The organism is Streptomyces ortus, from assembly GCF_026341275.1.
GTDB classification, from domain to species: Bacteria; Actinomycetota; Actinomycetes; order Streptomycetales; family Streptomycetaceae; genus Streptomyces; species Streptomyces ortus.
Window position 1 is genome coordinate 2,800,754 of the sequence record NZ_JAIFZO010000002.1, and the last position, 22,266, is coordinate 2,823,019.

A 22,266-nucleotide genomic window follows, 5' to 3' on the forward strand; every position below is an offset into this window, starting at 1 on the left:
CGCCGGCGCCGCCGCCCGCCCCGACTTCAGGCGGTCACGCCTCGTCCCGCAGTCCCAGCCGCAGATGCTCCACGTGGTGCAGCGCCTGCTCCAGCAGCTCCGCCACATGGTGGTCGTACAGCGCGTACACGATCGACCGTCCGCGCCGCTCCCCGGCGACGAGCCCCAGGTTCCGCAGCAGCCGCAACTGGTGGGAGCACGCCGACTGTTCCAGGTCCGCCGCCTCGGCGAGTTCGCCGACCGCGCACGGGCCCTCCCGCAGGCGCGCCAGGATGCGCAGCCGGGACGGCGTGGCCAGGGCCTGGAGCGTCGCCGCGACGTCCGCGGCGCCGACGGCGTCCAGACGGTCGCGGACGCTGCTCTTCGCATCGACTCCATGCCCCATGCCGCCATCGTAGCGAGGCGCCCGCCCCGACTGCCCGAATCCATCGGCACAAATGAAGATGTATTCATGTGTTCCTGTATGGTGGCGCCCGTGCAGCCCGCCGACACCCGTCTCCTCGCCCTGCCCGAAGCCCGTTGGGCCGCCGTCTCCACGGCGGCCTTCCTGCTCGCGCTCCCCTGCCAGCTGCTCGGCGCGACCGCCTGGCTGTGGGGCCCGCTGTACGCCGCCGCCTACCTGGCCGGCGGCTGGGAGCCCGCGCTCGAAGGGCTCAGGGCGCTCCGCGCGAAGACCCTCGACGTCGACCTGCTGATGATCGTCGCGGCGCTCGGCGCGGCCTCGATCGGCCAGATCATGGACGGCGCGCTGCTCATCGTCATCTTCGCCACCTCGGGCGCGATGGAGGCCCTGGCCACCGCCCGCACCGAGGACAGCGTCCGCGGCCTCCTCGGTCTGGCACCCCCGACGGCCACCCGGCTGCGCCCCGTGAGCGGCACGCCGGGAGAGGCGGAGGAGACCGTCGAGGCGGGTGCTCTCGCCATCGGCGACGTGATCCTCGTACGCCCCGGTGAGCGCGTCGGGGCCGACGGCCGCGTCCTCGACGGCGCGAGCGACCTCGACCAGGCGACCATCACCGGCGAACCCCTGCCCGTACCGAAGGCGGTCGGCGACGAGGTCTTCGCCGGGACCCTGAACGGCACCGGAGCTCTGCGCGTCCGCGTCGAACGCGACCCCTCCGACACGGTCATCGCGCGGGTCGTCGCCCTCGTCGAGGAGGCGTCCCGCACGAAGGCGCCGACGCAGCTCTTCGTCGAGCGGATCGAACACCGCTACGCGCTCGGCATGGTGGCCGCGACCGTCCTCGTCTTCGCGGTCCCGCTCGCCTTCGGCGCGGACCTCACCGGAGCGCTCCTGCGCGCGATGACCTTCATGATCGTCGCCTCGCCGTGCGCGGTGGTCCTGGCGACGATGCCGCCGCTCCTGTCGGCCATCGCCAACGCGGGCCGCCATGGCGTGCTCATCAAGTCCGCCGTCGTCATGGAACGCCTCGGCCGAACCGACCGGATCGCCTACGACAAGACCGGCACGCTCACCGAGGGCACCCCCCACCTCACCAAGATCCTCCCGGAGCCCGGACCCGGCTTCCCGGAGCACGAGTTGCTCTCCCTCGCGGCCCGTGCCGAACACCGCAGCGAACACCCGCTGGCCCGCGCGATCGTGGCCGCCGCGCAGGATCTTCCGCGCACCGCGACGCATGAGGAGGCGTACGACTTCCGGTCCGCGCCCGGGTACGGGGTCACCGCGACCGTGGCCGGACGCGAGGTGACGGTCGGTTCGCCCGAGCGTCTCGGCGGGGGAGCGGCGGCCCCCGACACCGACGGCACGGCGGTCGTGGTGCGCGTGGACGGCGTACGCGCGGGCTGGCTGCTCCTCGCCGACCGGATCCGCCCCGGCGCCCCCGGGGCCGTCACCGCGCTGAACCGCCTCACCGCCGCCCCGCCCGTCCTCCTCACCGGCGACAGCCCCCGGGCCGCCCACTCCGTCGCCGAGCGGACCGGCATCCCCGCCGACGGCGTACGCGCCGGCCTCCTCCCGCACGAGAAGGCCGAAGCGGTACGGGACCTGGGCGGCCGGGTGCTGTTCGTCGGCGACGGGGTGAACGACGCCCCTGCCCTGGCCGCCGCCCACACCGGCATCGCGATGGGCCGGGCCGGTTCGGACCTGGCCCTGGAGACCGCGGACGCCGTACTGGTCCACGACGACCTCACCGCCGTCCCCAAGGCGGTCGCGCTCTCCCGCCGCGCCCGCCGGCTGGTCGTCCAGAACCTGTGTCTGGCGGGGGCGTTCATCGGCGTCCTCGTCGTCTGGGACCTGGCGGGCCACCTGCCGCTGCCTCTCGGCGTCGCGGGCCACGAGGGCTCCACGATCCTGGTCGGACTCAACGGCCTGCGCCTGCTCCGGGAGAGTGCCTGGCGCGAGTAGCCCCTACCCGCCTGGCCCGCGAAAAGGACCGGCCGCTTCCCGGGCCAGGCGGAGGCCGCCGCAAAAATCCCTGAAACGTACACAGAGTTTCCACATCGTTATGCCGATTGGCTCATTCCGCTCTCCGGGGTCCCGTAAGTTCGGACCAAGGCAATTCGCGTCAGCAAAGCTGCGCGGTTCGGCATCGCGCGGCGGAGGGGGCTGCGCGGTGCCCGCCACTCCCCTTGATTTCCGGGGTGGAGGCGGTCGTCGGCCCCGGCCACGTCACTCTTGGGGCGTACGTCCGAGGCGGATGGTCCAATGCCCCATATCCTCGTGCGAACCCTCTGGTTCTCTTCGAATTCTCCCCGATCTCCTTTGAATTCGCTGGGAATCGGCCATGATCTGCCACTGAATGAACGATTCCGCTCCCACTCAGGCGTTGTCGGACGACTCCGGAGAGTAGTTGTGGCACGCCGATGCGCGCGACATCACTTACGAAGGGTTATGGTGGAAACCCCCCCTCGGGCCGGTCCGTCTCCCCCCCACGGACCGGCCCGTTTTTTCTGCCCCGACATGCGCCGGGCGTATGCCCGGCAGTCGCAGACGTGCCGAACCGGACGCCCTCGCTTCCGTCCCGCACACCGGCCCGTGTCGGGTCCACCCTCGGTCCACGCCCGGTCCGCGCAGGGCCCGCCCACCGGCCGGGAGGCCTTGTACCCCTAGGGGGAAGGGCGCTCCGGCGGGGGTAGGGTGTCGCCCTCGGGGACTGCCATCTGCACGGAGGGGCTGACGAAAACGTGAACCTGCGCGACAACCTGCGCCGCTTGCTGGTCAGGTTCTATGCACGCAGGGTGGAAGGCCACCTTGACCACGACCAGGTGCCCAAGCACATCGGGGTCATCATGGACGGCAACCGGCGCTGGGCGAAGGCCGCCGGCAGCACCGCCGCCCAGGGGCACCGGGCCGGAGCGCACAAGATCGAGGAATTCCTCGGCTGGTGCTCCGAGACCGACGTCGAGGTCGTCACCCTCTGGCTGTTGTCCACGGACAACTTCGACCGCCCGGAGGAAGAACTCGTACCGCTGCTCGGCATCATCGAGAACGTCGTGAGTTCCCTCGCCGCCGACGGCCGCTGGCGCGTGCACCATGTCGGCACGCCCGACATCCTGCCCTCGCGGATGCAGAGCGTCCTGAAGGAGGCCGAGGAGTCCACCGCGCACGTCGACGGAATACTGGTCAACGTCGCGATCGGCTACGGCGGCCGGCAGGAGATCGCCGACGCCGTGCGCTCGATGATCCTCGACCACGCCGACAAGGGCACCTCGCTGGAGAAGCTCGCCGAGGACGTCAGCGTCGACATGATCGGCAAGCACCTCTACACCAGCGACCAGCCCGACCCCGACCTCGTGATCCGCACGAGCGGCGAGCAGCGGCTGTCCGGATTCATGCTCTGGCAGACGGCCCACTCGGAGTACTACTTCTGCGAGGTCTTCTGGCCGGCCTTCCGCAAGGTCGACTTCCTGCGCGCCCTGCGCGACTACGCGGCCCGCCACCGGCGCTACGGCGGATGAGGGACCGGGCGGCCCCGCCGCCGGGGGCCGCCGCGGGACCGGGGACTGGTCCTTTGGGGTGGAAGTAATGAGGAGTTCACCAGGGCGCCGTCCTGTGTGCTGGCATGGCATGGCTCGTTCGAGGGCATAAAGCCTCCAGGTCGACGCCCGAACCACGGGTGTCGGATCTCAGCGGACGGCACGGGGCCGTCCGCCCGGGAGGCCCTTTGCACCAGCGCGACCGTGCGGTCAGTACGGACGAGGCGGAGGGCCGGTTCACGGCCCGTGCATCGGTGCCGAAAACCGGTCCACCTCTCCTCCGTCGCTCCCCGACCTCATCCGAGGGGGTACGTCCTTCCGTGGTGACCAGCACAAAGCGCCGTATGCCAGACCGGCGCACCTATGTTCTCGACACCAGCGTCCTGCTGGCCGACCCGCACGCCATGAACCGCTTCGACGAGCACGAAGTAGTGCTGCCGATCGTCGTGGTCACGGAATTGGAGGCCAAGCGGCACCATCCCGAACTGGGCTACTTCGCCCGGCAGGCCCTGCGTCTGCTCGACGAGTTCCGGGTGAAATACGGCCGCCTCGACGCCCCCATCCCCACGGGGGAGTTGGGCGGGACGGTCCGTGTCGAGCTCAATCACTCGGACCCCAGCGTGCTGCCGAGCGGCTATCGCCTCGGGGACAACGACTCCCGCATTCTCGCGGTCGCCCGCAATCTGCAGGCGGAGGGTTTCGACGTCACGGTCGTGTCGAAGGACCTCCCGCTGCGGATCAAGGCCTCCTCGGTCGGGCTCCTCGCCGAGGAGTACCGGGCGGAACTAGCCATCACGGGCTCGTCCGGCTGGACCGGAATGTCCGAACTGACGCTCTCCGGCGAGCAGGTGGACCTCCTCTTCGACCAGGAGAGCCTGTACGTCCCCGAGGCGTCCGACTTCCCCGTCCACACGGGTCTGATGATCCAGTCCGAGCGCGGCAAGGCGCTGGGACGTGTGACGGCCGAGGGCAACGTCCGGCTCGTACGCGGTGACCGGGAGGCCTTCGGCATCAAGGGCCGCAGCGCGGAGCAGCGCATCGCGCTGGATCTGCTGCTCGACCCGGACATCGGGATCGTGTCGATGGGCGGGCGGGCCGGCACCGGGAAGTCGGCGCTCGCCCTGTGCGCGGGCCTGGAGGCCGTGCTCGAACGGCGCCAGCACCAGAAGGTGATGGTCTTCCGGCCGCTGTACGCGGTCGGCGGGCAGGAGCTGGGCTATCTGCCCGGTTCCGAGTCCGAGAAGATGGGCCCCTGGGCGCAGGCGGTCTTCGACACGCTGTCCGCGGTCACCAGCCGCGAGGTCATCGAGGAGATCACCGCGCGCGGCATGCTGGAGGTCCTGCCGCTCACGCACATCCGCGGCCGTTCCCTGCACGACGCGTTCGTGATCGTGGACGAGGCACAATCCCTGGAACGGAACGTCCTGTTGACCGTTCTGTCCCGAATCGGCTCGAATTCACGGGTCATCCTGACCCATGACGTGGCCCAGCGGGACAACCTCAGGGTCGGGCGGTACGACGGAGTGGTGGCCGTCGTCGAGAAACTGAAGGGGCATCCGCTCTTCGCGCACGTCACCCTCACCCGCTCCGAGCGGTCCCAGATTGCCGCCCTTGTGACCGAAATGCTGGAGGACGGGCAGATCTGATCCCACCTGCCACCACCCGTCCCGTCTGTCCGACGGATGGTGGCCGCACGGCAGTTGGCGCCGTCCGGCAAAGGCGAAGAGCCTAGCCGGGCGGCGTCGTCGTGCGCGCTCGTTTCCGAAAAACTTCTGAGGCAAACGAGGTGTGAGCTTTCACACTCAGCACAGAATTGCCTCCCGGCGCCGGGGTACGGCAGAGTCTCACTCCTGTCAGGCCCCGCATACGACACACCTGTACCCCCAGCGGCACAGCACAGCAAAAACCTCAGAACTCCATAACGCCGTCGTATGCCGCCCGCGCACCAAGCGGCGCTCCCCGCAGGGGAGTTGCCCATCGGGCCCGTGCCTCCCGTGACCCCGCAGTTGGGAGGCCAGTGTCAAGGGGCAAGATTGCGTCCGCGAGGGTCACCTGTAGCGGTCGATGCTGGAAGGAAACCGTGTGAGCCGGATTTCGGTCCGTGGGCTCGCAGTGGCCTCGGCCACCGCAGTCACCGCTGTCGGCGCTGTTACGGGTGTTGCCTCGGGCAGCACCGCATCGGCGAGCGATGACGCCGAGGCAACGGCGAGCGGCGCCACGCTCCTCGCGGACATACCCGCGGGCGCGCAGGCGCAGGTGCAGACCGCCTCTCTGACTCAGCAGGCCGACTCCCAGGCCATCGCGGCTGACGCGACAGCCAAGAAGGACGCCGAGGCAGCCGCGCGCAAGCAGGCGGCCAAGGACGCGGTCGCCAAGCAGAAGGCCGCGGAAGCCGCGGAGAAGGCCGAGAAGGAGGCGAAGGAGCGCAAGGAGGCCGAGAAGGTCGCCAGCCGCTCCGCCACGCGCGACGCCTCCAGCTTCACCGTGAAGGCGTCGTACACCGCCGCCGAGGTCCAGGAGATGGCCCGCCAGCTCGTCCCGGCGGACCAGTTCGCCTGCTTCAGCCGGATCGTCGACCACGAGTCCAGCTGGAACTACCAGGCCGACAACCCCACCTCCGATGCGTACGGCCTGATGCAGGCCCTGCCGGGTTCGAAGATGTCCTCGGCCGGTGCCGACTGGGCGACCAACCCGGCGACGCAGATCAAGTGGGGCCTGAGCTACATGGACGGCCGTTACGGCAGCCCGTGCGGGGCCTGGGACTTCTGGCAGGCCAACAACTACTACTGAGCCGTCGGCTCAACCTCGCGGAGCCCTTCACCGTCCTACGGTGAGGGGCTTCTGCCATGTACGGTCGGTGCCGACGTCTCCAGGGACTCCAGGGAGGAGTGGTGGGGAGCAACGGGGGAAGAGGACGGTTCATGTCGCGAGTACCAGGGTGGTTCGGCCGGATCGGTGCCGGACTCACCGAAGTGGGAGAACGGCTGGACGCGCGACGCGCGGCAGCGGAGAAGGAAGACGAGCTCGACAAGGACGACGCGGTCGGTACGGACGCCTCGTCCCCGTCCCTCGCCGGGGCGTCCCCCGACGGCCCGGTCGTCCATGTCCGCCCCGATCCCGCCACCGCGGTTCCGTGGGGGATGCGGGTCGCCGCCGAGGCCGGCTGGCGGCTGCTCGTCCTCGCGGGCACCGTATGGGTGCTGATGCGCGTCATCAGCACCGTACAACTGGTCGTCCTGGCCTTCGTCGCCGCGCTGCTGATCACCGCCCTGCTCCAGCCCACGGTCGCCCGGCTGCGCAGATACGGGGTTCCGCGCGGCCTCGCCACCGCGCTCACCGCGATCCTCGGCTTCGTCATCATGGGGCTGGTCGGGTGGTTCGTGGTCTGGCAGGTCCTGGAGAACATCGACAACCTCGCCGACCAGATCCAGGACGGCATCGACGAGCTGCAGCGCTGGCTGCTGAAGAGCCCGTTCCATGTCACCGAGGACCAGATCAAGGACATCGCCAAGAGCCTGCGCGAGGCGGTCGGGGCGAACACCGAGGAGATCACGTCCGCGGGCCTCGAAGGCGTCACCGTCATCGTCGAGGCGCTCACCGGCATCCTCCTCACGATGTTCTCGACGCTCTTCCTCCTCTACGACGGCAAGCGCATCTGGGAGTGGACGCTCAAGCTCGTCCCGGCGGCGGCGCGTCCGGGGGTCGCGGGAGCGGGACCGCGGGCCTGGCGCACGCTCACCGCGTATGTCCGCGGCACGGTGATAGTGGCTCTGATCGACGCCATCTTCATCGGGCTCGGCATCTTCTTCCTCGACGTCCCGATGGCCGTTCCGCTCGCCGTCTTCATCTTCCTCGGCGCGTTCATCCCGCTGGTCGGCGCGGTCATCTCCGGCGCGCTCGCGGTGGTCGTCGCCCTCGTCACACAGGGCGTCTTCACGGCGGTCATGACCCTGGCCGTGGTGCTGGCCGTCCAGCAGATCGAGGGGCACATCCTGCAGCCGTTCATCCTCGGGCGGGCGGTGCGGGTGCATCCGCTGGCCGTCGTCCTGTCGGTGGCGGCGGGTGGGATGGTGGCGGGGATCGGCGGTGCGGTGGTCGCCGTGCCGCTCGTCGCGGTCGCCAACACGGTGGTGGGGTACTTGCGGTCGCACTCGCGTGAGACGGCGCTGCGGCACTCGCCGGCGCCCCGCGGGGCAACGGCGGTGGCCGCGTCCCCGCCCCCACCTCCGGAGGACACGCCACCGCCGGCGTAGGACGTTCCTCGCCCCCGCCGCCCCTACCCGTTCCCGACCGGGGGTTCGGGGGCAGCGCCCCCGAGTACGTGACGGGGAGGGTAGGGGCGGCGGGGGCGGGGAGAAGCCGCGGAGCTACTCCGCCAGGATCTCCTCGGAGTCCAGCGTCACCCCCACCGCCTGCACCACCGCCGCGATCTTGAACGCCTCCTGAATGGTCTCCCGGCCGACCCCCGCCCCGCGGAGCACCCGCTCGTGCGAGTCAAGACAATCCCCGCACCCGTTGATCGCGGAGACGGCCAACGACCACAGCTCGAAGTCGACCTTCGCCACCCCCGGGTCACCGAGGACGTTCATCCGCAGCCCGGCCCGCAACGTCCCGTACGCCGGATCGGAGAGCAGATGCCGCGTGCGGAAGAAGACGTTGTTCAACGCCATCTTCGCCGCCGCGGACTTCGCCGCCGTGTACGCCTCGGGCGACAGCTTCGCGTTCGCCTCCTCCTCCAGCTCCCGCAGCACCCGCGGCGACCGCGAGGCGATGGCGCACGCGAGCACCGTGCCCCACAGCTGCTGCTGCGGAAGGCCGGAGTCGCCGATGACCGAACCGAGGTTCAGCCGCAGGTCCTTGGCGTACTCCGGAATCGCGGACTTCAGCGCGTCGAGGGACATGGGTCACTCACCGGCCTTTCCCATGGGGTGGACGCGGATGATCGTGGCACAGGGTGGATGGAACATGGAGCAGGGAAACGCTGAGGCCGTTGCCGGTACGGGTATCACCACACCCGTACCGCCAACGGCCTGACCCTCGCGCCGTTCCCCGCGCCCCGAGGGCTACTCCGTGCGGAGGCCGTCCGGGCGCATCAGGCGGAGTAGCGGGGGGATGCTGAGGGCCGTTACCGCCAGGACGACCGCCGCGCCTATGCCCGTCATCGCGAGGACGCTCAGCCAGTCCACCGTCACCGCGGTGCTCGTCATCTTGAGGAGGACCGCGCCCAGGGTGAGGCCCACCACCAGGGCGAGGCCGAGGCCCAGCGCGACGGGGACCGCGGTCTGCCACAGGACCGACAGGCTCAGCGTGCGGCGCCGCGTGCCGAAGGCGACCAGCGCCGAGAGCAGTTTCCTGCGCTCGCGCAACTGCTCCAGCTGCGAGACCAGCAGGCTCGCCCCGATCAGCGCGAGGACACAGGCCGCGCCGACGAACAGCCCGGTGCGGATGGAGTCGAAGCGGTCCGAGCGTTCCGTCGCGGAGTACGACATGGGCGCCGTGAGCGGGCTGATCCTCGCCGCGGTGTTGCGTACGAGCTCCTGCCCGTCCGGGACCGACGTGTCGAGCTTGAGGTAGACCCTGCCGCTGCTCGCCGCGACCGCGGCGGCGGGCAACGCGCGCGTGGTGAACAGGAACCCGCCCCGCTCCCAGCCCGTCGGATCCTTGCGCGGGGCGACCTTCCTGATGTCGCGCGGTACGGTCCAGGCCACCTCCGCGCCCTTGACGCCGTCGTAGGAGGGGTCGATGACGAGTTCGCGGCCGGGTTTCGCGAACTCGGGGGTCTGCGAGCCGCGCTCGATGCCCTCGATGGTGAACACGTCGCCCTCCCGGCACGAGGACAGCTTCGCCACCTCGCGCAGCGCGGCGCAGTCACCGACCGTGACCTCGTAGGACGCCTCGGGGTTCTTCGCCCTCTCGCTCAGCGTGAGGTCGGACATCGCGGTGGCCTCGCGCACACCGCGGGTCTCCGCGAGCTGGGTCCGGGTGTCGGCGAGCGAGACGGACTTCGGTACGGAGACCTCCATCTGGGCGCGCGACAGATCCTCGCCCGTGGACTGCGTGTAGTCGCTCTGGACGCCGGTGAACAGCATCTGCAGGGCGATCGCGCCGGCCACCGCCACGGCGATGCCGTTGACCATGCGGGCCGCGGTGCCACTGCTCAACTGCAGTCGACGTACGGCAAGTTGCCAGGAGACCGGGCCCGAGTTCAGGCGGGCCACGACGGCCTCCACGACCCAGGGGAGCAGTGCGGTGATGCCGACGAGGAGCAGGATGACGCCACTGGTCACCATGTACTCGTTGAAGCCGCCGTTGTTGTTGCCCTTGCCGATCATCGGGGCGAGCAGGCCGAGGCCGGCCAGCGGCAGCAGCAGCCGCCACCACAGCCGGCGCCGGGCGGGCCTGGCCGTGCGCACCACGCCGAGCGGCTCGATGACCACGCCGCGCAGAGCGAGCAGGGTCACCGCCACCGCGGCGGCCGGGACCGCGACGGCGATCAGGGCGGCGAGTGCGGGCGTCGGGTTGAGATAGCTGGGGAAGACGCTGATCCCGAAGAGTTCCAGGCTGCCGGCGACCTGGCGGCCGATCAGGAAGAAGCCGATGCCGAAGGCCAGCCCGAGGGCGGCACCGGCGAGTGCCTCGCCCGCGGCGATCCGGCGGGTCATCCGGCCGTCGGCGCCGACCAGCCGCAGAGCGGCGAGCCTGCGGTCGCGCCGCTCGCCGCCGAAGCGTACGGCGGCGGCGATGAAGACACCGACCGGCGTCAGCAGCACCACGAAGACCGTGAGGACGAGCAGGAGAAGGACCGGGTCGTTCATCCCCTCCGAGGGGGCCTTCTCCGCACCGAAGGTGTCGAGGCGCGTGATGTTGGAGCCCTCGTCGAACGCGGTCAGGTTCCGGCCGCCCGCGTAGTAGGCGAGTTCGGCCGAACCGATCAGGCCGCTCTCACCGATGGTTCCCGTGACGCGGTACGGCAGCCGTTCGCGCAGCAGCTCGGCGTCCTTGGAGCCCAGCAGTTCCTTCAGGGCGGGCGACACGATCATCTCGCCCGGCGCGGGGAACTCCTTGATGCCGGGCGGCAGCGGCGCCCGCGGGCCCTCCGGCTCCAGCTGGCGGCCCCGTACGTCCAGGCCGTGGAACTCGGTGTCGACGTTGGCGACGAGCACCGTCTTGTCGGACTTGGCCGGTTCGACACCGCTCATCCGCAGGTCCATCCGCGAGTACTCGCGGTCGGACCGTGCCTGCAGCGCGCTCGGGACGGCCGTGGTGAGCAGCAGCAGCGCCACGCCGAGCCCGACGCCGGCACCGGTGAGCAGGACCCGTATCCAGCCCTCGCGCCCGCCGGTGAAGGCGAACTTGATGCCCATGGCGAGGTCGCGGGACCACTGCCGCAGCATGGGGGTGTGGTGGCTGGGATCGTCCCGGGCGGGCGGCTGTGGGGGAGCCCCGGGCGGGGCGGCGGTGGTCGAGGGGTGGCCGCTCATATCGCACGCTCCATGTCCCGGGACTTGCCGTCGCGTACGACGATCTCGCGGTCCGAGTAGGCCGCGACCCGGGTCTCGTGCGTGACGAGGACGACGGCGGCGTTGGCGGACCGGGCGGCGTCGGTGAGCAGTTCCATCACGCGCTCGCCGTTGAGCGAGTCGAGGGCGCCGGTGGGTTCGTCCGCGAACAGCACCCGCGGGCCGGTGACCAGGGAGCGGGCCACGGCCACGCGCTGGCCCTGGCCGCCGGAGACCTCGCCGGGCCGCTTGCCCGCGAGGTCGTCGACCTCCAGGCGCTCCATCCAGGCCAGCGCGGTGCGCTCGGCCTCCTTGCGGGAGGTGCCGTTCAGCCGCAGCGGCAGGGCCACGTTCTCCACGCAGGTCAGTTCCGGCACCAGCTGGCCGAACTGGAAGACGAACCCGAACTGCGAGCGCCGCAGCGCGCTGCGCTGGGAGTCGTTCATCGTCGCCATTTCGCTGCCGTTGTAGATGATGGAGCCCGAGTCGGGGGTCACGATGCCGGCGAGGCAGTGCAGGAGGGTCGACTTGCCGGAGCCGGAAGGGCCCATCACGGCGACGACCTCGCCGGGGTGGATGGAGAACTCGGCGCCGTCGAGGGCGTGGGTGGGGCCGTACGCCTTGTGCAGGTCGTGGGCCACGAGCAGGGAGCCTGCGGGGGTCATCGGGTCACCGTCTCTGCGAGTTTGTCCAGGCGGGCCGCGGTGAGTTCGAGCCACCGCAGGTCGGCTTCGAGGTGGAAGAGGGCGTGGTCGCAGATCAGCTGGTCGGCGAGGTCGCCCCGGCGTTTGCGGTCGGTGAGGATGCGCATCATGCGCAGGTGTTCCGAGCGCTGGGTGTCGAGGATCCCGGACGCGTCGCGGTGGGTCAGGAGAGCGAGGACGACCTTCGTGTAGAGGGTCGACTGGAGGTAGGGCTCGGGCTTCTCCGGGGTCGCGAGCCAGCGCTGGACGTCGGTGACGCCGGCCTCGGTGATCGCGTACCGCTTGCGCTCGGGGCCCTCGCCCGCCTCTATCCCGTTGACCTCGACGAGGCCGTTCTTCAGCAGCCGGGACATCGTCGAATAGACCTGGCCGTAGTGGAGCGGCCGGTCGTGACCGAACTTCTCGTCGAAGGCCCGCTTCAGGTCGTAACCGTGACGGGGCCCGGACTCCAGGAGTCCTAGGAGCGTGTGACCGATGGACATGCGGAGCACTCTACACAGTGCGTATACACACCGTGTATACGCACGGTGCAGACCCCCACTCGCACCGTGCCGGGAGGCGGTGTCACCGCAGGTCGAACCCGATTGTCACGGTTCTGCGACTGCCCGCGGAGGGTCCGGCACCACGCAAAAGACTGCGCCGTTCCCCGTTCCCCGTTCCCCGTTCCCCTGGCGGGGCGCGGGGAACGGGGAACGGGGCAGGTTTCCCCCCGGTCCGCGCTACTCCTCCCCCTCCTCGGAGAGGGGCGGGCGTCCCCGGCGAGGCATCGGTCCCGCCCCGCCGGGCAGGCGCCCCGCCTCTCCCAGTGCCCGCCGCAGCAGGAACTCGATCTGCGCGTTGGCCGAGCGCAGCTCGTCCCCGGCCCACCGCGCCAACGCCTCGTACACCAGCGGATCCAGCCTCAGCAGCACCTGCTTGCGCTGCTGCTGCGGCCGTCGCCGAGGGGGAGTGGGGGGAGTCGCGGGATCCCCCTCCGGAGCCGGACTCACTGGTAGAGGGACCCCGTGTTCAGGACGGGCTGCGGCGCCCGGTCCCCGCACAGCACCACCATCAGGTTCGACACCATCGCCGCCTTCCGCTCGGAGTCCAGCTCCACGATGTCCCGCTCGGAGATCCGGGCGAGCGCGGCCTCGACCATGCCGACCGCCCCGTCCACGATCTGCCGCCGCGCGGCCACGACCGCGCCCGCCTGCTGCCGCTGGAGCATCGCCGAGGCGATCTCGGGCGCGTACGCGAGATGCGTGAAGCGGGACTCGATGATCTGCACGCCCGCCGCGTCCACCCGCGCCCGCAGCTCGACCGCGAGCTTCTCGGTGATCTCCTCCGCGTTGCCCCGCAGCGACAGGCCCTCCTCGTCATGGGCGTCGTACGGGTACTCGATGGCGATGTGCCGCACGGCCGCCTCGGTCTGGGTGGCGACGAACTCCAGGAAGTCGTCCACCTCGAAGCTCGCCTGCGCGGTGTCCTCGACCCGCCACACCACGACGGCGGCGAGCTCGATCGGGTTGCCGTAGGCGTCGTTCACCTTGAGGACGGCGGTCTCGTGGTTGCGTACCCGCGTCGAGATCTTCGTGCGCGAGGTGAGCGGATTCACCCAGCGCAGACCGTCCTCGCGGATCGTGCCGCGGTAGCGGCCGAAGAGCTGGACGACGCGGGCCTCGCCGGGCGCCACCATGTTCAGGCCGCACATGGCGATGAAGGCCGCGAGGCCGATCAGGACGCCGGCCACGATGAGCACGGCCTTGCCGCCCGTGGCGTCCACCGCGGTGGCGGAGACGATCAGCGCGGCGCCCAGCAGCAGTCCGAGGAGCCCGAGCAGCAGTGCGAGCCCGCCGCCGATGCTGTGCGCGGAGACCTCCCGTACGCGCGGAGCGGGCATCTCGGGTACGTCGGCGATGTCCTGGGCGGGGCCCGGGGAGTCGTGCGTGGACATGGGTGTTCCCCCGTTTCATGGAGCTGCCGGTGCCGTTCGCACGTCGTTCGCACGCCGTACGGACACCCGCTTCGGTCTATCTAAGTGATATCACTTTACCCGTCACAGCAACCTTCCACTCCCGTGATTCGTCGGTTCCTAGGGAGTGGGTGCTGATTCTCACGTCCGTAAAAGGCCGGATCGACAGGCGTTTGTCCATAGCTGCGGTGTTAGTTTGCTGAGCTGACCCGAGCGACGAACCTGTGAGCCACGAGAGACGGAAGCGGAGCGGACGTATCCATGGGACGAGCGGATGAGAGACGAGCGCGGCAGCGCGGTGGACACCGCGGCGCGCCGAAACGCTCGTCCAAGGCGGAGGGCAGGACCGGCAAGAGCGGTATACGCCGGTTCTTCACCTGGAAGAAGATCCTCGGTACGTTCTTCGGCCTCTGTCTGCTCGGGATGGCCGCCTTCGTAGGGCTCTATCTGATGATCGACGTTCCCAAGGGGAACGCGGCGGCGGTGCAGCAGAGCAACGTCTACAAGTACGCCAACGGCGACACCCTCGCCCGCGACGGCGAGGTCAACCGCGAACTGGTCGACCTGGAAGAGGTGTCCAAGGGCGTCCGGATGACCTTCGTCGCCGCCGAGAACAAGTCCTTCTACAAGGACTCCGGCGTCGACCTGCGGGGCACGGCCCGCGGTCTGCTCAACACCCTGTCCGGCAAGGGCAAGCAGGGCGGTTCGACGATCACCCAGCAGTACGTCAAGAACTACTACCTCACGCAGGACCAGACCGTCACGCGCAAGCTGAAGGAACTGGTCATCTCGCTGAAGGTGGACCGCCAGCAGTCCAAGGACGACATCCTCGCCGGGTACATCAACACCAGCTACTACGGCCGCAACGCCTGGGGCATCCAGGCCGCGGCGCAGGCGTACTACCGGGTCGACGCGGACAAGCTCGACGTCGCGCAGAGCGCGTATCTCGCGGCGCTGCTCCAGGCCCCGAGCCAGTACGACTGGGCGGTGGCGAGCGACACCAGCAAGAAGCTCGTCAAGAACCGCTGGAACTACGTCCTCGACAACATGGTCGAGGAGGGCTGGCTGGACTCCGCCGAGCGCGACGACATGACGTTCCCCGTGCCGAAGGACCCCAAGGGCGCCCCCGGCCTGGAGGGCCAGGCGGGTTACCTGGTGGAGGCCGCCAACACGACGCTGGAGAAGCAGCTCGTCGAGCAGGGCACCGCCTCCGACATGGACGAGGCCGCGACGATGGTCAAGGCGGGCGGCTGGACCATCACGCTGAACATCGACAGGAAGAAGCAGGCCCAGTTGGAGAAGGCCGTCAAGGCCAAGCTGACCAGCAAGCTCGACGGGAAGAAGCGGGACGTGGACGCCGACATCCAGGCCGGCGCCGCCTCCGTCGACCCGAAGACGGGCCGGGTCCTCGCGATGTACGGCGGTGTGGACTACGTCAAGCACTTCACCAACAACGCGACGCGCCGCGACTACCAGCCCGCCTCCACCTTCAAGCCCGTCATCCTGGCCGCGGCCGTCGACCAGGACGCCACCACCCAGGACGACGATCCGATCACGGCGAACACGATCTACGACGGCACCAGCAAGCGTCCCGTCCTGGACAACGGCAGGAAGGTCGGCTTCTCCCCGCCGAACGAGGACGACGTCGACTACGGCGACGTCGACGTCCAGACCGCGATGAACAAGTCCATCAACTCCGTCTTCGCCCAGATGGGCGTCGACGTCGGCATGGACGAGGTCATCAAGACCGCGGGGGAGCTGGGCATGGACGTCGAGGGCGTCAAGTCGGTGCCCGCCCAGACCCTCGGCACGATGGGCGCGAGCCCGCTGGAGATGGCCGGCGTCTACGCGACCCTCGACAACCACGGCAGGAAGGTCACCCCGGCCCTGGTCAAGTCGGTCGAGCACAAGGACCGCGCGGTCAAGTTCCCGGACGCGATCGGCGAGCAGGTCATCAGCCGCGAGGCCGCCGACACCGTCACCTCGGTGCTGACGGGCGTGGTCGACGACGGTACGGCCAGGACGTCGGTACGGGAGAACCCGGCCCGCAACGGCCAGCAGGTCGCGGGCAAGACGGGTACGTCCGACTTCAACCGGTCGGCGTGGTTCACGGGCTACACGCCCGACCTCGTCACCTCGGTCGGGATGTTCGGCGAGGACGCGAAGTCCCACGCGCAGGTGACGATGCAGGGAGCCACCGGCCTGCTGCCCGGCAAGGGCCGCGTCAACGGCGGTGGCTATCCCGCGCAGATCTGGGCGGCGTACACCTTCGACGCGATGGGTGACGTGACCAAGTTCGACCTGGACACGAAGCAGGGCGCGGCCGTCAAGCCGACCCCGACGCCGACGGTCACCGCCACGCCGACGACCCCGTCCGCGGAACCGTCCACCGAGGACCCGACCACGAAACCGCCGACGAGCACCTCACCCCCGGAATCCTCCCCCGAGGAGACCCCGTCGGAAGAGGAACCCACTCCGACGACCAGCGCCCCGTCGTCACCGGGCGGCATAGAACTGCCCCCGGACCCGGACGACCCACAGGCGCAGAACTGAGCTTGTCTTTTAACCTGCTGCGTGCAGTGGTCCGAGGCCAGAGTGTCAGTGCCGGGTGATACCTGTAGGGCGTGGAAGATGCGATTTCGGGTGCGATAGCCGTCCTGCGTGAAGCTTTTCCGGCAGAGGTCCGTCACCGCCCTTTGGACAGGGACGAGCTTCGGGCGTGGGAGCGAAGGCACGGGGTGGTGTTGCCGGAGCCGTATCGCACTTTCGTGACCGAGATCGCGAACGGTACCGACGATGGTCCGCCTGACGAAGGTGGTCTGCTGCCCCTGGGAGAGAAACCGGACAGCTGGGCCGTCTGGGAAGCGGACTGCTGGATGAGCCCGGAGCCGTTCGATGGCGCCGCCGTACGCGTGCCCGGCCAGCCCTTCCCTCTTGAGGAGGAGTGGCAGTGGGAGTACGACTACTACGACCACACCCGCCACTCGTCTCTGCTGCACCAGACCTACCAGCACGGCTCGGTGCTGCTGGGCAGCGACAGACCCGGTGAGTACTGGACGCTGGTCGTGACCGGGCCGCAACGCGGCCGGGTGTGGTGGCTCAGAGACGGATGCGCCGCACCCTATTCCGACCGCCCGTCCGATCAACCGGGGGGCGATTTCCTGCACTGGGTGAGGGACTGGCACGTCGGACAGGGCTGGTGGCGGGCCGAGTAGCGCCTCTATACCCAGGTCGCGGACTCGACCGCTCGAACGCTTCCTCGAACTTGATCGCAAAACCGGAACTGCGCGACAGCACGGCGGCCGTCGCTTGATGCTGAACTCCGGCGCAGAGACGCAGGACAGGCGAAGGCCGCGGGGTGGGTTTGCTGCATCAAGATGTAGAGGGAGAGCCGTTCCTGGTGGCGTCACGCTACCGGGACGATCTATTCGCCTGCCTGACCGCACGCGGGGACGAACTGTTCGACCTCACCGACGCGTTGCTGTGCGCGGACGGACCGGTGAGAACGCCGGTGGACCTGACGCTGGTGGCCGAGCACCGGCGGGGTCACGGCGCGATGTACGACGCGCTGAACAACGGGACCATCGACGTGCCCCGGCTGCGGCAGGTACTGGCTGGCCTGCCCATGCCGCAGGCCGCCGACGGGCGCCTTGTCCTCGCCGTCGACGTGAGCAACTGGCTCCGTCCCGACGCCCCGACCAGCGCGGATCGTCTGTTCTGCCACGTCTACGGCCGCAGCGGCCGGTCCTCGGACCAATTCATCCCCGGCTGGCCGTACTCCTTCGTCGCCGCCCTCGAATCGGGCCGGACGTCTTGGTGCCAGTTCCTGGACGCCGTCCGCCTCGGACCCGCCGACGACGTCGCCGAGGTCACCGCCGCCCAGCTCCGCCGGGTGGTCACGGACCTGATCGAGATGGGCCGCTGGCACGTCGGCGACCGCGACATCCTCATCGTCTTCGACGCGGGCTACGACGCCCCGCGCATGGCCCACCTCCTCGGCGGTCTCCCGGTCGAGGTCCTCGGGCGGATGCGCACGGACCGGGTCATGCGCCGCCCGGCGCCCTCCCGTGAGGAGTACTACCTGGCCCACCCCCGCGGCGGCCACCCGCCCAAGCACGGCGGGGAGTTCCGCTTCGCCAAGCCGGAGACCTGGGGCGAGCCCGACGCGACAACCGTGCAGGTCACCGACCGGTACGGCACTGCCCGCGCGATGGCCTGGGACCACATCCACCCCCGCCTGACCACCCGCTCCGCGTGGATCGACCACACCGGCGAACTCCCCGTCATCGAAGGCACGCTGATCCATCTCCAGGTCGACCGCCTGCCCGGGGGCCAGGACCCGCTGCCCCTCTGGCTGTGGTCGTCGGCCACCGCCGTGAGCGGCGAGGACGTCGATGTCCGCTGGCAGACGTTCCTGAGGCGCTTCGACCTGGAGCACACGTTCCGACTGATGAAGCAGACCCTGGGCTGGACCCGGCCGAAACTCCGCACCCCCGAGGCCGGCGAACGCTGGACCTGGATCGTCATCGCGGCCCACACTCAGCTCCGTCTCCTCCGCCAGGCGGCCACCGACCTGAGACGGCCGTGGGAGAAACCGGCCGAGCCCGGCCGGCTCACCCCGGCCCGAGTTCGCCGGGGGTTCAGGAACCTCCGCCCGCACCTGCTCTGTCCGGCCCGTGCGCCCAAACCCTCAACACCCGGTCCCGGACGGCCAGCTGGCTCGAAGAACCGGCGACCCACCGCCCACTACGACGTGGGCAAAACCGTGAAGCGATCAGCAAGCATCACTGAACGAAACCGACTCGGACCATAAAGAACAAGCTGAGAGCCTGTGTCGTATCCCCGACCGGGCGTGCGGCGTCTGGCACGCACTCCCCCAGAGGGGGATCCCCATGACGCCGCGCGCTGATCCGACCGGGGATACGACACAGGCTCTGACCGCTCGGGCCTCAGCTGTGGTTCAGCTCGAACCAGACGACCTTTCCCGTGCTGAGCCGGGTCGCGCCCCACCGCCGGGCCAGCTTGTTCACCAGGTAGAGGCCGCGTCCGCCCTCGTCCGTGGCGCGCGCCTGGCGCAGCCGCGGCAGCTGCGGGATGTCGTCGCCGACCTCGCAGCGCAGCACGTCGGTACGGAGCAGCCGCAGCGTGACGGGCCGTGACGCGTACCGCACGGCGTTGGTGACGACCTCGCTGACCAGCAGCTCGACGGAGTCCGTGAGCTCCTCCAGGTCCCAGCGGGACAGCGCCTTGCGGGCCAGTCGGCGAGCCCGGCCCGGCGCCGCGTCCTCGGGGTCCAGGTGCCACAGCGCGACGTCGCTCGGCGCGATCCCGTCGAAGCGGGCGGCGAGCAGCGCGATGTCGTCGTCCCGGTCACCCGGACCGAGCATGTCGAGCACCTCGTCGCACAGCGCCTCCAGGGGCGGCGGATGGTCCGGTCCGGTCAGCGCCGCGGTCGCGGCGATCCGCTCGCGCAGCTGCTCTATCCCGGTCCACACGTCACGCAGCCGCGACTCCACGAGCCCGTCGGTGTACAGCAGCAGCGTGGCGCCCGCGGGCGCGTCCAGCTCGACCGCCTCGAAGTCCACGCCCCCTACGCCGATCGGAGCACCCGGCGGTACGCGCAGTACCTCGGCACGCCCGCCCAGATGCAGCAGTACGGGCGGGGGATGGCCCGCGTTGGCGATGGTGATGCGGTGCGCGACCGGGTCGTAGACCGCGTACAGGCAGGTCGCCATGCGGTCGGTGCCCAGGCGCTGGGCCTGTTCGTCCAGGTGGTGCAGGACCTCCTGCGGCGGCAGGTCGAGCCCGGCGAGGGTCTGCGCGGTCGTCCGCAGCTGGCCCATGATCGCCGCCGAGGTCATGGAGTGGCCCATGACGTCACCGACCACGAGGGCGACCCGGCTGCCGGGCAGCGGGATCGCGTCGTACCAGTCGCCGCCGACCCGCGCGGTCTCCGCGGCCGGCAGATACCTCGACGCCAGCCGCACACCGGTCGGCCGGGGCAGCGTCTCGGGCAGCATCGTGCGCTGCAGCTCGTCCGCGATGTACGCCTCGCGCCCGTACAGCACCGCCTTGTCGATGCCGAGCGCGCTGTGCGTGGCGAGCTGGGCCGCGACCAGCAGGTCGTCGGTCTCGAAGGCGGGCCGGTCTGGGCGGCGCAGGAACAGCGCGGCACCGATCACGCGGCGCCTGCCGCGCAGCGGCGCGAGGATCGCGCGCTGCCCGCTCGGCACGGTCACGTCGTCGCCGATCAGCTCGGGCAGCGCCGCCCGGGCGGCGGGCGCGTCCGCGAAGACGGGCCGCACCCCGCGCAGCACCTCGTTCAGAGCGCCACCGGGCCGTACGGTGCACAGCTCGGCGGTGATGCCGACGTCCGGCTCGGGCTGCAGCGCGGGCAGCAGGAAGCCCTCGGTGTCGCGGTCCTCGGGGATCCGGTCCGTGCGCCGCAGCCGCAGCACGACGGGCCCGGTGGGCCGTTCGTCGCCCACCGGCAGCGGATCGCGCAGATAGACGAGGATCGCGTCCGAGAAGGTCGGCACGGTGGCCCGGCACAGCCCCATGACGATCTCGTCGAGGTCGATGCCGCGGGCGATCCGCCGGGTGGCCGCGCCCACGAAGCGCAGCCGGTCGCCGTCCCGGCGCATGGGCATGGGCGTGCCGGGCGCCGCCGGGCTCTGCCCCGTACGCCGGTCCTTGCCGCCCAGGTGGACGGAGCCCGCCGCGTCGGACCCGGTGCCCAGGGACTCGGGCCGCGGCCGGTGCGGATCCGGTTCGCCGACCGGTTCGGTGACCGAGGGCTGGGAGTGCTCGGGCCCGGAACCGGCGGGCGCGCCCGGGGCCGCGGCCTGCGCGTCCGCGGTCACGGGCGGGTCACCCGCGCCCTGGCCGTCGGGAACGGGCGTGCCGACGGCCCCCGGCGTACCGGGGGTGTCGTCAGGCCGTCCCTGCGCCGGGAGACCGGGTGCGCCCGCCGTGGGCGGCTCCGGGGTACGCAGAAGCGCCCCGCGAGGGTCCGCGGGGGCCGTGGGCCTGGCAGCGCTTGGCTGTCGGCGCTCATGGGAGGTGGGGTGCTCCGTCACGCGTGTCGAATCCATCCGTCCGGTGCTGCGCGCCGTGCGTGCAGTTCGTCCCGCAGAGAGCCCGATACCCGGAATGCGTGCCCCAGGAACGGAATCCCCGCGTGATCAGACAGCCTCTCAGAAGAATGACCTTCGGACACCGGCGGGAACAGCCTGATTCGCCGGCTCCGGGTCGTACCGCTGTGACCCTCGTACCCCACGCTCACGTCCTGCCGCCCCTCGGTGACGTTCGGTCAAGCCCAGCGCTCTGTGCGGGAGTTGTCGTAGCGCACTCGCCCGCCACCCGACCACCACTCCTCAACGACGTTGTCGCGCACCGACTCTGACTGTTCGTTCTTTCCGTTGCGCTTTCCGTTGCGGAGGCCGATCCTACGGTTCTACCACGGGGGCGCATCAAGGGTCTCATGTGGAGACGCGCGCGGGCGTGCGATCCCAGTCGTCGGGCAGAGGCGGTACGGACCAGGCCGGATCGGGGCGCCAGCGCTGCCAGCCGTCCGAGAACGGCGGGCCCCAGCGGCGGATCATCTCCACCGCCGCGCGCCCGGCCTCGCCCACGCGCGCGGCCAGCCGCTCGTCCATCAGGCCGTCCCGCTGGGCCTGCGCGAACTCGTCCTCGTCGCGCCAGCCCCACGTCCGGTCCGGGTGCACCGAGATGTCCAGGAAGTGGTCCTCGGAGTCGACCCCGCCGGCCCATCTGGCCAACGGTTCCTCCAGGTTGACGTACCAGTTCTTGAACTGCCAGCCCGGCTCCCAGAACAGCCACACCGACCAGGGCTCGCCGGGCCGCGCCAGTTTCAGGACGCCCGTGCCGAACCAGCGATCGCGCTGCACGGTCCGCGGCTTGGTGTACCGGGTCTCCAGCGGCTCCGCGTGCACCGGAGTGCCGTCCCTGAGGACGGGCTTCACGCATTCCGTGCCCGGGGCCAGCCACACGGCGAGCAGGTCGGCGTCGTCCCGTACGACGGTCACGGGGCGCGCGATGTGGAAGCGATCGCCGGCGTTCTCCCGGTAACGCCACAGGATCTGACTCCCGGGGTTCCAGTACGCCGCCGAACCGCCCGCTTCCACGTGTGTCACCGCTCCACCCTCTGCCATGA

Annotated in this window: 17 protein-coding genes; 8 read left to right on the top strand and 9 right to left on the bottom strand. The window is 70.4% G+C overall.

Translation table 11 applies throughout. The annotated features are described in order from the left end of the window. Nucleotides 1-34: 34 nt before the first annotated feature. Entirely contained in the window at nt 35-385 is a 351-nt protein-coding gene (locus K3769_RS15605; protein ID WP_267027035.1) for an ArsR/SmtB family transcription factor, read from the bottom strand. A gap of 66 nt (nt 386-451) precedes the next feature. Between K3769_RS15605 and K3769_RS15610 the strand changes: the two genes are divergently transcribed. The 5 genes from K3769_RS15610 (at nt 452) to K3769_RS15630 (ending at nt 8,189) form a co-directional block, all read left to right on the top strand. After that, the gene (locus K3769_RS15610; protein WP_267027036.1) at nt 452-2,365 is read left to right on the top strand and encodes a heavy metal translocating P-type ATPase; all 1,914 of its coding nucleotides are present in this window, start codon (nt 452-454) and stop codon (nt 2,363-2,365) included. Nucleotides 2,366-3,144: 779 nt separating this feature from the next. Further along, the gene (locus K3769_RS15615; RefSeq protein ID WP_267027037.1) at nt 3,145-3,918 is read left to right on the top strand and encodes an isoprenyl transferase; all 774 of its coding nucleotides are present in this window, start codon (nt 3,145-3,147) and stop codon (nt 3,916-3,918) included. Nucleotides 3,919-4,256: 338 nt separating this feature from the next. Next, nucleotides 4,257-5,582 carry an RNA 5'-3' helicase PhoH2 gene (gene phoH2 / locus K3769_RS15620; protein ID WP_107020261.1) on the top strand — a complete coding sequence of 442 codons (1,326 nt, stop codon included), beginning with the start codon at nt 4,257-4,259 and terminating at the stop codon, nt 5,580-5,582. 436 nt (nt 5,583-6,018) lie between these two features. After that, nucleotides 6,019-6,726: an aggregation-promoting factor C-terminal-like domain-containing protein gene (locus K3769_RS15625; RefSeq protein WP_267027038.1), complete on the top strand. Its 708-nt coding sequence runs from the start codon at nt 6,019-6,021 to the stop codon at nt 6,724-6,726. A gap of 131 nt (nt 6,727-6,857) precedes the next feature. Beyond that, complete coding sequence (locus K3769_RS15630) at nt 6,858-8,189, top strand: AI-2E family transporter (RefSeq protein WP_267027039.1); 1,332 nt, start codon at nt 6,858-6,860, stop codon at nt 8,187-8,189. A 114-nt stretch (nt 8,190-8,303) separates the two neighbouring features. Here K3769_RS15630 and K3769_RS15635 read toward each other — a convergent pair whose 3' ends face one another. The 6 genes from K3769_RS15635 to K3769_RS15660 form a co-directional block, all read right to left on the bottom strand. Beyond that, nucleotides 8,304-8,837 (bottom strand): alkyl hydroperoxide reductase, encoded by a 534-nt coding sequence (locus K3769_RS15635; protein ID WP_267027040.1) that lies wholly within the window; start codon nt 8,835-8,837, stop codon nt 8,304-8,306. Nucleotides 8,838-8,999: 162 nt separating this feature from the next. Then, complete coding sequence (locus K3769_RS15640) at nt 9,000-11,330, bottom strand: ABC transporter permease (RefSeq protein WP_267031394.1); 2,331 nt, start codon at nt 11,328-11,330, stop codon at nt 9,000-9,002. 83 nt (nt 11,331-11,413) lie between these two features. Next, nucleotides 11,414-12,100 carry an ABC transporter ATP-binding protein gene (locus tag K3769_RS15645; protein ID WP_267027041.1) on the bottom strand — a complete coding sequence of 229 codons (687 nt, stop codon included), beginning with the start codon at nt 12,098-12,100 and terminating at the stop codon, nt 11,414-11,416. Next, on the bottom strand, nt 12,097-12,621 hold the full coding sequence (locus tag K3769_RS15650) for a PadR family transcriptional regulator (RefSeq protein ID WP_267027042.1): 525 nt from the start codon (nt 12,619-12,621) through the stop codon (nt 12,097-12,099). The genes K3769_RS15645 and K3769_RS15650 overlap by 4 nt, the downstream gene beginning before the upstream one ends. Before the next feature lie 237 nt (nt 12,622-12,858). After that, complete coding sequence (locus K3769_RS15655) at nt 12,859-13,128, bottom strand: type II toxin-antitoxin system antitoxin (protein WP_267027043.1); 270 nt, start codon at nt 13,126-13,128, stop codon at nt 12,859-12,861. Beyond that, nucleotides 13,125-14,072: an SPFH domain-containing protein gene (locus K3769_RS15660; protein WP_267027044.1), complete on the bottom strand. Its 948-nt coding sequence runs from the start codon at nt 14,070-14,072 to the stop codon at nt 13,125-13,127. Before K3769_RS15660 ends, K3769_RS15655 begins: the two co-directional genes overlap by 4 nt. 279 nt (nt 14,073-14,351) lie before the next feature. On the opposite strand from K3769_RS15660, the gene K3769_RS15665 reads away from it, so the two are divergent. The 3 genes from K3769_RS15665 to K3769_RS15675 all read left to right on the top strand — a co-directional run bounded on the left by K3769_RS15665 (nt 14,352) and on the right by K3769_RS15675 (nt 18,903). Next, entirely contained in the window at nt 14,352-16,643 is a 2,292-nt protein-coding gene (locus K3769_RS15665) for a transglycosylase domain-containing protein (RefSeq protein WP_267027045.1), read from the top strand. 71 nt (nt 16,644-16,714) lie between these two features. Next, on the top strand, nt 16,715-17,305 hold the full coding sequence (locus tag K3769_RS15670) for an SMI1/KNR4 family protein (RefSeq protein WP_267027046.1): 591 nt from the start codon (nt 16,715-16,717) through the stop codon (nt 17,303-17,305). Nucleotides 17,306-17,454: 149 nt separating this feature from the next. Next, on the top strand, nt 17,455-18,903 hold the full coding sequence (locus K3769_RS15675) for an NF041680 family putative transposase (protein WP_282566186.1): 1,449 nt from the start codon (nt 17,455-17,457) through the stop codon (nt 18,901-18,903). A 136-nt stretch (nt 18,904-19,039) separates the two neighbouring features. Here the strand turns inward: K3769_RS15675 and K3769_RS15680 are convergent, their stop codons facing one another. Both K3769_RS15680 and fomD read right to left on the bottom strand, forming a co-directional pair. After that, on the bottom strand, nt 19,040-21,184 hold the full coding sequence (locus tag K3769_RS15680; RefSeq protein ID WP_267027048.1) for an ATP-binding SpoIIE family protein phosphatase: 2,145 nt from the start codon (nt 21,182-21,184) through the stop codon (nt 19,040-19,042). 387 nt (nt 21,185-21,571) lie between these two features. Next, nucleotides 21,572-22,264, bottom strand: a complete 693-nt coding sequence (gene fomD, locus K3769_RS15685) for a cytidylyl-2-hydroxypropylphosphonate hydrolase (protein ID WP_267027049.1) — start codon at nt 22,262-22,264, stop codon at nt 21,572-21,574. Nucleotides 22,265-22,266: the final 2 nt, after the last annotated feature.